We start from the raw sequence: 11,473 nt of genomic DNA, 5'->3' as shown, positions 1-11,473 counted from the left end.
GTCCCGTCGCAGTTGAGGGGTGACGCGGAGCGTCACGGGCTGCATTCCCACGCGGAGCGCGGGAACGATCTTTCCGGCAGCAGGCACATGCTCGTTCCCACGCTCTGCGTGGTAACGCCACCTGGGACGCTCCGCGTCCCGCCGCAGTTGAGGGGTGACGCGGAGCGTCACGGGCTGCATTCCCACGCGGAGCGCGGGAATGATCTTTCCGGCAGCAGGCACATGCTCGTTCCCACGCTCTGCGTGGTAACGCCTCCCAGGACGCTCCGCGTCCCGTCGCAACTGAAGGGTGACGCGGAGCGTCACGGGCTGCATTCCCACGCGGAGCGCGGGAACGATCTTTCCGGCAGCAGGCACATGCTCGTTCCCACGCTCTGAGTGGTAGCGCCTCCCAGGACGCTCCGCGTCCCGTCGCAGTTGAGGGGTGACGCGGAGCGTCACGGGCTGCATTCCCACGCGGAGCGCGGGAACGATCTTTCCGGCAGCAGGCACATGCTCGTTCCCACGCTCTGCGTGGTAACGCCTCCCAGGACGCTCCGCGTCCCGTCGTAAGGGAAGGGGCACGCGGATCTTCAGAGCCAAGGTTGGATGTCGATCAGGCCTGGCATACCTGCATAGTTGCGCGCGCTGGAGTAACGCCAGTGTTCAGCCAGGTCCACATAGCCCCGCTTTATGGGGTTGTGATGGATGTAATCAAGCTTCTGGCGCATGACTGCCTCGCTGTAAACCAACTCCGCATGTGAACCTTCCTGCCACAGTTGATAAACACGATCTGTCTTGTGTGCACGCTTGCAGAAACGCAGGCGCTGCAATATCCGCTCCGCGCCTTTGCTTTGCAGGTCGTCAATGATGGTGCGGGCGGTGAAGGATTTGAATTGGCTGACGCACTTTCCCAGATCGGGCGCTTGAGCAATAAAGTGCAAGTGATTTTCCAGGATGACGTAACCAAACAAGTTTAAAGCGTGGTTGCTTTGTTGATATCGCCAGCAATCCAGAAGATGGTCCACCAGGTAGTTGCGGGTGAAGAGAGGGAGCCATTCCATGACAGTGCAGGTGAGGAAGTGGGGTTTTTCGGGTTCGGTGATGACATAGCGGCTTCTGCCCACGTGTTCATCCTTGATTTCGGGTGGACGCGGAGCGTCCGAGGAGGCATTCCCACGCAGAGCGTGGGAACGATCATGATTCAGCGTCGCGTCGCAGGTCGGGAATCTGCGACGCGAGCCTTAGGTGTTAACAGTTATTGGGCATAGATATGGACAACGAAGTGCTGGCCTGAGTTTGTCAATTCGTAGGCTTTGTCGTAGATGGTCAGCGTCCTTGATGACTCCTGAATGGTGTCCCCGACCTTGGCGTGTTTCCTGAACTCATCCCAGTCAATGACCGTGGTGCTAGTGCTGCCGCCGCTTTGCAGTGTGTTGCTATTGCTTTGATATTCCATGATAAAGCTCTCCATTGATGTGCCTTTGCCGCCGATTATTCGGCTGGCGGTGAAACCCGAAAGGTGGCAGTTATCGCTGCGTTTTCCTTGCGGGTAACAAGAGGCTAGACAATGAATGCGAGCTACGTAGCTGTCAGAAATATCAAAAAACAGTCTCGGCAATCGGCCAGTAAGGACTGGCCGGGGCCCTGCTTTAAGCGTTCATCACTTCCCGAATATCGGCAGCCAATTCCCTTACACGCTCTTCCTCGGTATCCCACGCACACATGAAGCGCGCACCACCTTTGCCGATGAAGGTGTAGAAACGCCAGCCCTTGGCGGTCAGCGCTGCAATCGCGGGTTCGGAGAGTTGCAGGAACACGCCGTTGGCCTGTACCGGGAACATCAATTCCACACCGGGAATATCCGCCACCAGGCTGCTCAACAATTGCGCGCAATGGTTAGCGTGGCGCGCATGCTTGAGCCAGGCGTCATTTTCCAGCAGGCCCACCCATGGCGCAGAAAGGAAGCGCATTTTCGACGCCAACTGACCGGCCTGTTTGCAGCGGTAGTCGAAGTCTTCAGCCAGTTTGTGATTGAAGAACAGGATGGCTTCACCCACCGCCATGCCGTTTTTGGTACCACCAAAGCACAGCACGTCGACGCCGGCTTTCCAGGTCAGGTCGGCCGGTGAGCAACCCAGGAATGCACAGGCATTGGCGAAGCGGGCACCGTCCATGTGCAGGTTCAGGCCCAGCTCCTTGCAGGTGGCGCTGATGGCACGGATTTCTTCCGGGGTGTACACGCTGCCGACTTCGGTGGCCTGGGTCAGGGTCACGACGCGGGGTTTGGGGTAGTGGATGTCCTGGCGCTTGAGGGCGATCTCACGGATCGACTCCGGGGTCAGCTTGCCGTTTTCGGTGCGGGCAACCAACAATTTGGAGCCGTTGGAGAAAAACTCCGGCGCGCCGCATTCGTCGGTCTCGACGTGGGCAGTTTCCGAGCAAATCACGCTATGGTAGCTCTGGCACAACGAGGACAGCGCCAGGGAGTTGGCAGCCGTACCGTTGAAGGCGAAGAACACCTCGCAGTCGGTCTCGAACAGATTGCGGAAACCGTCGGCGGCGCGGTGGGTCCATTCATCATCGCCGTAGGCACGTTGATGGCCCTGGTTGGCTTGTTCCATGGCGGCCCAGGCTTCCGGGCAGATGCCGGAATAGTTGTCGCTGGCAAATTGTTGGCTCTTGTCGGTCATGGCCCGTTCCTGTGGTCGATGTTGGTGCGCACTTTACCCAAGATTGCCGGGGGCACGCACGCACTGTAAATGCAAAGTCGTTGGGGAATTATGCACGGTACTGAAACCTTGCCTGTCGGACCTGTCCGAGATGGCGCTTTGGATCTGCTCAAGTGGCTGGCGCTGTTGAGTATGGTGCTCGATCATTTGCGCTATGTGGGGCTGAGTCTGGATGGGCTATACGTGCCGGGGCGCCTGGCGTTTCCATGGTTTTGCCTGGCGATTGCGGCTAATTTGCACCGTGTCCGTTACGCCCCAGTGACGGGCCATTGGCGCTACCTGGGTTGGTTGCTGCTGTTCAGCGTGATCAGCGAAGTGCCTTATCGGATGTTCATCGAAGATGCCGATACCTTGAACGTGTTGCCGACCCTGGCGCTGGGCATGCTGGTTGCCCGAGGTTGGCAGCAAAAGACGTTGGTTGATCGAGGATTGGCGCTGATCGCCGTCACCATGGCGGCCGTGTTTTCACACCAGTTGATGTTCGGTTTCTTTGGTGTATTGCTGCCACTGGCGATATTGCTGGTGTTTCGCCGGCCCTGGTATTTCAGCGTGCTGCCGGGTTTAGTCTGCGTCGCCGCCAATCAGTGGCAGATTCTGCTCAATAGCGGCACGCTTGTGGCGCTGTCGGGGTTGGCTGCATGTCTGATTGCGCCGCTGGCAGGATTGGTCTTATTGCGACATGGCAAAAACGCCAACCCCCCCGCCATGCGACGCTGGGCCTATGCCCTGTATCCCATGCATTTTCTTCTGTTGCTACTCGTTCGCAAGCTCATTGCCTAGCCCTTGTAGGAGCGAGCTTGCTCGCGAAAAACGTCAACAATAACGCGGGCTGCCTGATTGAACGCGGCGCCCTCAGGTTTTTCGCGAGCAAGCTCGCTCCTACAGTTTGTAGGCACCCAGTTAGCATTTGCTCAGGCCATGTCGTAAACGCACCTTTGCGTGGCGTGCGCAGGCATTTGGCCCGCACGCGCCAGCCCTACCATCGCATCAAAGGGCCCTGCGAGGGCCTCAACAATACGAAAGGCTGGGAGAGACGCGATGTTCAGCAAACAAGACCAGATCCAGGGATATGACGACGCACTGCTGGCGGCGATGAATGCCGAGGAGCAGCGCCAGGAAGATCATATCGAGCTGATCGCGTCGGAGAACTACACCAGCAAGCGCGTGATGGAAGCTCAAGGCAGTGGCCTTACCAACAAATACGCCGAAGGCTACCCGGGCAAGCGCTACTACGGCGGCTGCGAGCATGTGGACAAGGTCGAAGCCCTGGCCATCGAGCGCGCCAAGCAGCTGTTCGGTGCCGATTACGCCAACGTGCAACCGCACTCCGGTTCCTCCGCCAACAGCGCCGTGTACCTGGCGCTGATCAATGCCGGCGACACTATTCTGGGCATGAGCCTGGCCCACGGCGGTCACCTGACCCACGGCGCCAAAGTGTCGTCCTCGGGCAAGCTGTATAACGCGGTGCAGTACGGCATCAACACCGACACCGGCCTGATCGACTACGACGAAGTCGAGCGCCTGGCGGTCGAGCACAAGCCGAAGATGGTGGTGGCAGGTTTCTCGGCCTACTCCAAGACCCTTGATTTCCCACGCTTTCGTCAGATCGCCGACAAGGTCGGCGCGCTGCTGTTCGTCGACATGGCCCACGTTGCCGGCCTGGTCGCCGCTGGCCTGTACCCGAACCCGCTGCCTTACGCCGACGTGGTCACCACCACCACCCACAAGACCCTGCGCGGTCCACGGGGCGGTTTGATCCTGGCCAAGGCCAACGAAGAAATCGAAAAGAAACTCAACGCTGCGGTATTTCCCGGCGCCCAGGGCGGCCCGCTGATGCACGTGATCGCTGGCAAGGCCGTGTGCTTCAAGGAAGCGCTGGAGCCCGGCTTCAAGGCTTACCAGCAGCAAGTGATCGATAACGCCCAGGCCATGGCCGAAGTGTTCATCAAGCGTGGCTACGATGTGGTCTCCGGCGGCACCGACAACCACCTGTTCCTGGTCAGCCTGATTCGCCAGGGGCTCACCGGCAAAGAGGCGGATGCCGCCCTCGGTCGCGCCCACATCACCGTCAACAAGAACGCGGTGCCGAATGACCCGCAGTCGCCGTTCGTGACCTCGGGCCTGCGCATCGGCACCCCGGCGGTGACCACCCGTGGCTTCAAAGTGCCGCAGTGCGTCGAGCTGGCCGGCTGGATCTGCGACATCCTCGACAACCTCGGCGACGCCGACGTCGAGGCCAACGTGGCCAAGCACGTGTCTGCCCTGTGCGCTGATTTCCCGGTTTATCGCTGAGCGCGGTTTTGGAGTAATGACTATGCAACGCTACTCAGGCTTCGGCCTCTTCAAGCACTCCCTCAGCCATCACGAAAACTGGCAGAAGATGTGGCGCACGCCGACCCCTAAAAAGGTCTACGACGTGGTCATCGTCGGCGGCGGCGGGCATGGTCTGGCGACCGCTTACTACCTGGCCAAGGAACACGGCATCACCAACGTGGCGGTGGTCGAGAAAGGCTGGCTGGGCGGCGGTAACACCGCGCGCAACACCACCATCGTGCGTTCCAACTACCTGTGGGACGAGTCGGCGCACCTGTACGAACACGCTATGAAACTCTGGGAAGGTTTGTCCCAGGACCTGAACTACAACGTGATGTTCTCCCAGCGTGGCGTGTACAACCTGTGCCACACCCTGCAGGACATCCGTGACTCCGAACGCCGGGTGAGCGCCAACCGCCTCAACGGTGTGGACGGCGAGCTGCTGAATGCCCAGCAAGTGGCCGACGAAATCCCGTATCTGGATTGCTCCAAGAACACCCGTTACCCCGTGCTCGGCGCCACCGTGCAACGTCGCGGCGGCGTGGCCCGTCACGATGCCGTGGCCTGGGGCTTTGCTCGCGCTGCCGACGCCTTGGGCGTGGACCTGATCCAGCAGACCGAAGTGATCGGGTTCCGCAAGGAAAACGGCGTGTGCATCGGTGTGGAAACCAACAAGGGCTTTATCGGCGCCAAGCGCGTCGGTGTGGTCACTGCCGGTAATTCCGGGCACATGGCTTCGCTGGCGGGCTTTCGCCTGCCGATCGAATCCCACCCGCTGCAAGCCCTGGTGTCGGAGCCGATCAAGCCGATTATCGACAGCGTGATCATGTCCAACGCGGTGCACGGTTACATCAGCCAATCCGACAAGGGCGACCTGGTGATCGGCGCCGGTATCGACGGCTACAACGGTTACGGCCAGCGCGGTTCGTACCCGGTGATCGAGCACACCATCCAGGCCATCGTCGAGATGTTCCCGGTGCTGTCGCGGGTGCGCATGAACCGCCAGTGGGGCGGCATCGTCGACACCACGCCGGACGCCTGCCCGATCATCTCCAAGACGCCGGTACCGAACATGTTCTTCAACTGCGGTTGGGGCACCGGTGGCTTCAAGGCCACCCCAGGCTCAGGCAACGTGTTTGCCGCCAGCCTGGCCAAGGGTGAAATGCACCCGCTGGCCGCACCTTTTTCCATCGACCGTTTCCACAACGGTGCGCTGATCGACGAACACGGCGCTGCGGCCGTCGCCCACTAACAGGAGAAATCCCCTATGTTGCATATCTTCTGTCCTCACTGTGGCGAACTGCGCTCCGAAGAGGAATTCCACGCGTCCGGCCAAGCGCACATCCCGCGCCCGCTGGACCCGAATGCCTGCACCGACGAGCAGTGGGGCGACTACATGTTCTTTCGCGATAACCCGCGCGGCCTGCACCACGAACTGTGGATCCATGCCGCCGGTTGCCGCCAGTATTTCAACGCCACCCGCGACACTGTGACCTACGAAATTCTTGAAACCTACAAGATCGGTGAGAAGCCTCAGTTCACCGCCAAGGCCTCTGGAGAGAAGGTATGAGCCAGATCAATCGCCTGTCCAACGGTGGCCGCATCGACCGTAATAAAGTCCTGACGTTTACGTTCAACGGTCAGAGCTACAAGGGTTTTGAAGGCGACACCCTGGCCGCAGCCCTGCTGGCCAACGGTGTCGACATCATTGGCCGCAGCTTCAAGTACTCGCGCCCAAGGGGCATCTTTGCCGCGGGCGCCGAAGAGCCGAACGCGGTGCTGCAGATCGGCGCCACCGAAGCCACGCAGATCCCCAACGTGCGCGCCACCCAACAGGCGCTGTACCAAGGCTTGGTTGCTACCAGTACCAACGGCTGGCCGAGCGTGAACAACGACATGATGGGGATTCTCGGCAAGGTCGGCGGCAAGCTGATGCCGCCGGGTTTCTACTACAAAACCTTCATGTACCCGCAATCGTTCTGGATGACCTACGAGAAGTACATCCGCAAGGCGGCGGGCCTTGGCCGTTCGCCCACCGAGAACGACCCGGACACCTACGACAACTTCAACCGTCATTGCGACGTGCTGGTCGTGGGCGCAGGCCCTGCGGGCCTTGCGGCTGCGCTGGCCGCTGCGCGCAGCGGTGCCCGTGTGATCATCGCCGACGAGCAGGAAGAGTTCGGTGGTTCGCTGCTCGATTCCCGCGAAAGCCTCGACGGCAAGCCGGCCACTGAATGGGTTGCCAGCGTCATTGCCGAATTGAAAGCGCTGCCGGACGTGGTGCTGCTGCCCCGCGCCACCGTCAACGGTTACCACGACCATAACTTCCTGACCATTCACGAGCGTCTCACCGACCATCTCGGTGACCGTGCGCCGATTGGCGTGGTGCGTCAGCGTATCCACCGCGTACGTGCCAAGCGTGTGGTGCTGGCCACCGGTGCGTGCGAGCGTCCGCTGGTGTATGGCAACAACGATGTGCCGGGCAATATGCTCGCGGGTGCGGTGTCTACCTACGTGCGTCGCTACGGCGTGGCACCGGGTAAAAAGCTGCTGCTGTCGACCAACAACGATCATGCCTACCGCGTTGCGCTGGATTGGTTCGATGCGGGCCTCACCGTTGTTGCGGTGGCCGATGCGCGCCACAACCCACGCGGGGCTCTGGTTGAAGAAGCTCGCGCCAAAGGCATTCGCATCCTCACCGGCAGCGCCGTGATCGAGGCCCGCGGCAGTAAGCACGTGACCGGTGCCCGCGTGGCAGCCATCGACGTCAAGGCGCACAAAGTCACCAGCCCCGGCGAGTGGCTGGACTGCGACCTGGTCGCCAGCTCCGGCGGTTACAGCCCGGTGGTGCACCTGGCCTCGCACCTGGGCGGCAAGCCGACCTGGCGTGAAGATATCCTCGGGTTTGTACCGGGCGAAGCACCGCAAAAACGCGTGTGCGTGGGTGGCATCAACGGTGTCTACGGCCTTGGCGATTCCCTCGCCGATGGCTTTGAAGGCGGCGTGCGTGCGGCCAGCGAAGCCGGTTTTGCCCCGGTTGAAGGCACGCTGCCAAAAGCCTTGAGCCGTCTTGAAGAACCCACCCTGGCGCTGTTCCAGGTGCCCCACGAAAAAGCTACCGCACGGGCGCCAAAGCAATTTGTCGACCTGCAAAACGACGTGACCGCCGCCGCCATCGAACTGGCCACCCGCGAAGGTTTCGAGTCGGTGGAGCACGTCAAACGCTACACCGCGCTGGGCTTCGGCACTGACCAGGGCAAGCTGGGTAACGTCAACGGCCTGGCCATCGCCGCCCGTTCGTTGAACGTGACCATCCCGCAGATGGGCACCACCATGTTCCGTCCCAACTACACGCCGGTGACGTTCGGCGCCGTAGCGGGCCGTCACTGTGGGCATATCTTCGAGCCGGTACGCTACACCGCGCTGCAGGCCTGGCACGTGAAGAACGGCGCCGAGTTTGAAGACGTCGGCCAGTGGAAACGCCCGTGGTATTTCCCGCGTAATGGTGAAGACCTGCACGCCGCAGTGAAGCGCGAATGCCTGGCCGTGCGTGACAGTGTCGGCCTGCTGGACGCCTCCACCCTCGGCAAGATCGACATTCAGGGCCCGGATGCCCGCGAGTTCCTCAACCGCATCTACACCAACGCCTGGACCAAGCTCGACGTGGGCAAGGCGCGCTACGGCCTGATGTGCAAGGAAGACGGCATGGTCTTCGACGACGGCGTGACGGCCTGTCTGGCCGATAACCACTTCCTGATGACCACCACCACCGGCGGCGCCGCCCGCGTGCTGCAGTGGCTGGAAATCTACCAGCAGACCGAATGGCCGGACCTCAAGGTGTACTTCACCTCGGTCACCGACCATTGGGCAACCATGACCCTGTCGGGCCCCAACAGCCGCAAGCTGCTCAGTGAAGTCACCGACATCGACCTGGACAAGGACGGCTTCCCGTTCATGACCTGGAAGGAAGGCCTGGTGGGCGGCGTGCCGGCGCGGGTGTTCCGTATCTCGTTTACCGGTGAGCTGTCGTACGAAGTCAACGTGCAGGCCGACTACGCCATGGGTGTGCTGGAAAAGATCGTCGAGGCCGGCAAAAAGTACAACCTGACCCCGTACGGCACCGAGACCATGCACGTACTGCGCGCTGAGAAGGGCTTCATCATCGTCGGGCAAGACACCGACGGCTCGATGACCCCGGACGACCTGAACATGGGCTGGTGCGTTGGCCGTACCAAGCCGTTCTCGTGGATCGGCTGGCGCGGGATGAACCGTGAAGACTGCGTGCGTGAAGAGCGCAAGCAGTTGGTGGGGCTCAAGCCGATCGACCCGAACGTGTGGCTGCCGGAAGGCGCGCAGTTGGTGTTCGATCCGAAGCAGACGATTCCGATGAAGATGGTGGGTCACGTTACCTCAAGTTATGCGCATAACTCCCTGGGCTATTCGTTTGCCATGGGTGTGGTGAAGGGCGGCTTGAAGCGCATCGGTGAGCGGGTGTTCTCGCCGCAAGCGGATGGCAGCGTGATCGAAGCCGAGATTGTGTCTTCGGTGTTCTTTGACCCCAAAGGTGATCGGCAGAACGTCTGACACCTGATCGTTCCCACGCTCTGCGTGGGAATGCATTCCGGGGCGCTCTGCGCCCCAAGGGCGGACGCAGAGCGTCCATGGCGGCATTCCCACGCGGAGCGTGGGAACGATCAACAGAATTCAGAACAGGTGCTTTATGACAGCAGCCAATGTTTACCAACAACGCCCCACCACCGGCGCCAAGGCCGAGTCGTCGCTGCACCATGCCGACCTTGCCAGCCTGGTCGGCAAGGGCCGCAAGAATGCCGGCGTGACCGTGCGTGAAAAGAAACTCCTCGGCCACCTGACTATCCGTGGCGATGGCCACGACGCCGCCTTCGCCGCCGGCGTACACAAGGCCGTCGGTATCGAACTGCCCGGCCCGCTGAGTGTGGTCTTCAAAGGTGAAACCAGCCTTCAGTGGCTCGGCCCGGATGAGTGGCTGTTGATCGTGCCGAGCGGTGAAGAGTTTGCCGCCGAGCAAAACCTGCGCGCCGCCCTGGGCGACCTGCATATCCAGATCGTCAACGTCAGCGGCGGCCAGCAGATTCTTGAACTGAGCGGCCCGAATGTGCGCGATGTGCTGATGAAGTCCACCAGCTACGACGTACACCCCAACAACTTTCCGGTCGGCAAAGCCGTGGGTACGGTGTTCGCCAAGTCGCAACTGGTGATCCGTCATACGGCTGAAGACACCTGGGAACTGCTGATCCGTCGCAGCTTCTCGGATTACTGGTGGTTGTGGTTGCAGGATGCCTCGGCTGAGTTCGGCCTGAGCGTTGTCGCATGATGATCATTCCCACGCTCCGCGTGGGAATGCATACCGGGACGCCCCGCGTCCCAAAAGCGGACGCAGAGCGTCCATGGCGGCATTCCCACGCAAAGCGTGGGAACGATCAGCCTGAGGAGTGACCCATGAGCCGCGCACCCGATACATGGATTTTGACCGCCGACTGCCCCAGCGTGCTCGGCACGGTGGACGCGGTCACCCGCTACCTGTTTGAGCAAGGCTGCTACGTCACCGAGCACCATTCGTTTGATGACCGCCTCTCGGGACGGTTTTTCATTCGTGTTGAGTTCCGTCAGCCTGACGGCTTTGACGAGCAGGCGTTCCGGGATGGCTTGGCCACCCGTGGTGAAGCCTTTGGCATGATCTTCGAACTGACGGCGCCGAACTACCGGCCCAAAGTGGTGATCATGGTCTCCAAGGCCGATCACTGCCTCAACGACCTGCTGTATCGCCAGCGCATCGGCCAGTTGTCGATGGATGTAGTCGCGGTGGTGTCCAACCATCCCGATCTGAAACCCTTGGCTGATTGGCACCAGATTCCCTACTACCATTTCCCCCTCGACCCCAACGACAAACCGTCCCAGGAGCGCCAGGTGTGGCAAGTGGTGGAAGACACCGGCGCCGAACTGGTGATCCTTGCGCGCTACATGCAGGTGCTGTCACCGGAGCTGTGCCGCAAGCTGGACGGCAAGGCCATCAACATTCACCACTCGTTGCTGCCGGGCTTCAAGGGCGCCAAGCCTTATCACCAGGCGTACAACAAGGGCGTGAAACTGGTGGGCGCCACGGCGCATTACATCAACAACGATCTGGATGAAGGGCCGATCATCGCCCAGGGCGTGGAAGTGGTGGATCACAGCCACTATCCCGAAGATTTGATTGCCAAGGGGCGGGATATCGAAGGGCTCACATTGGCGCGGGCGGTGGGGTATCACATCGAGCGGCGGGTGTTCTTGAACGCCAATCGCACGGTGGTGCTCTGACTGACGCCTTCGCGAGCAAGCCCGCTCCCACATTCGACAGCATTCCAAGGTTGGAACCCGATCCACTGTGGGAGCTGGCTTGCCTGCGATGAGGCCCTTACAAGCAACACAAG

10 protein-coding genes are annotated in these 11,473 nt (G+C 61.0%); 7 read left to right on the top strand and 3 right to left on the bottom strand.

Features of this window, described 5'->3' with window-relative positions:
- Positions 1 to 572: 572 nt before the first annotated feature.
- From ACP7CZ_RS25095 to ACP7CZ_RS25085, 3 genes are all read right to left on the bottom strand, one after another.
- Complete coding sequence (locus ACP7CZ_RS25095; RefSeq protein ID WP_054896754.1) at positions 573 to 1,106, bottom strand: REP-associated tyrosine transposase; 534 nt, start codon at positions 1,104 to 1,106, stop codon at positions 573 to 575.
- 131 nt (positions 1,107 to 1,237) lie between these two features.
- Complete coding sequence (locus tag ACP7CZ_RS25090; RefSeq protein WP_054920783.1) at positions 1,238 to 1,438, bottom strand: hypothetical protein; 201 nt, start codon at positions 1,436 to 1,438, stop codon at positions 1,238 to 1,240.
- Between the two features lie 193 nt (positions 1,439 to 1,631).
- A complete protein-coding gene (locus tag ACP7CZ_RS25085; RefSeq protein WP_003194862.1) occupies positions 1,632 to 2,672 on the bottom strand; it encodes a threonine aldolase family protein in 1,041 nt (346 codons plus the stop codon).
- Positions 2,673 to 2,762: 90 nt separating this feature from the next.
- Between ACP7CZ_RS25085 and ACP7CZ_RS25080 the strand changes: the two genes are divergently transcribed.
- From ACP7CZ_RS25080 to purU, 7 genes are all read left to right on the top strand, one after another.
- Positions 2,763 to 3,491, top strand: coding sequence for a TraX family protein (locus tag ACP7CZ_RS25080; protein ID WP_198790995.1), 729 nt, complete (start codon positions 2,763 to 2,765; stop codon positions 3,489 to 3,491).
- 258 nt (positions 3,492 to 3,749) lie between these two features.
- Complete coding sequence (gene glyA, locus ACP7CZ_RS25075; RefSeq protein ID WP_003194857.1) at positions 3,750 to 5,003, top strand: serine hydroxymethyltransferase; 1,254 nt, start codon at positions 3,750 to 3,752, stop codon at positions 5,001 to 5,003.
- Positions 5,004 to 5,025: 22 nt separating this feature from the next.
- The gene (locus ACP7CZ_RS25070; protein ID WP_003176546.1) at positions 5,026 to 6,276 is read left to right on the top strand and encodes a sarcosine oxidase subunit beta; all 1,251 of its coding nucleotides are present in this window, start codon (positions 5,026 to 5,028) and stop codon (positions 6,274 to 6,276) included.
- A gap of 15 nt (positions 6,277 to 6,291) precedes the next feature.
- Positions 6,292 to 6,594: a sarcosine oxidase subunit delta gene (locus tag ACP7CZ_RS25065; protein ID WP_003194855.1), complete on the top strand. Its 303-nt coding sequence runs from the start codon at positions 6,292 to 6,294 to the stop codon at positions 6,592 to 6,594.
- The gene (locus tag ACP7CZ_RS25060) at positions 6,591 to 9,608 is read left to right on the top strand and encodes a sarcosine oxidase subunit alpha (RefSeq protein ID WP_034128877.1); all 3,018 of its coding nucleotides are present in this window, start codon (positions 6,591 to 6,593) and stop codon (positions 9,606 to 9,608) included. The genes ACP7CZ_RS25065 and ACP7CZ_RS25060 overlap by 4 nt, the downstream gene beginning before the upstream one ends.
- Before the next feature lie 136 nt (positions 9,609 to 9,744).
- Positions 9,745 to 10,377 (top strand): sarcosine oxidase subunit gamma, encoded by a 633-nt coding sequence (locus ACP7CZ_RS25055; RefSeq protein WP_014720232.1) that lies wholly within the window; start codon positions 9,745 to 9,747, stop codon positions 10,375 to 10,377.
- Positions 10,378 to 10,502: 125 nt separating this feature from the next.
- Positions 10,503 to 11,360, top strand: a complete 858-nt coding sequence (gene purU, locus ACP7CZ_RS25050) for a formyltetrahydrofolate deformylase (RefSeq protein ID WP_005792124.1) — start codon at positions 10,503 to 10,505, stop codon at positions 11,358 to 11,360.
- Positions 11,361 to 11,473: the final 113 nt, after the last annotated feature.

The sequence above is a fragment of the Pseudomonas sp. DWP2-2 genome (assembly GCF_049897065.1).
Classification (GTDB): Bacteria; Pseudomonadota; Gammaproteobacteria; order Pseudomonadales; family Pseudomonadaceae; genus Aquipseudomonas; species Aquipseudomonas paracarnis.
The sequence above is the reverse complement of the archived record's forward strand: the minus strand, read 5'-3'. Positions and strand labels throughout refer to the sequence as shown.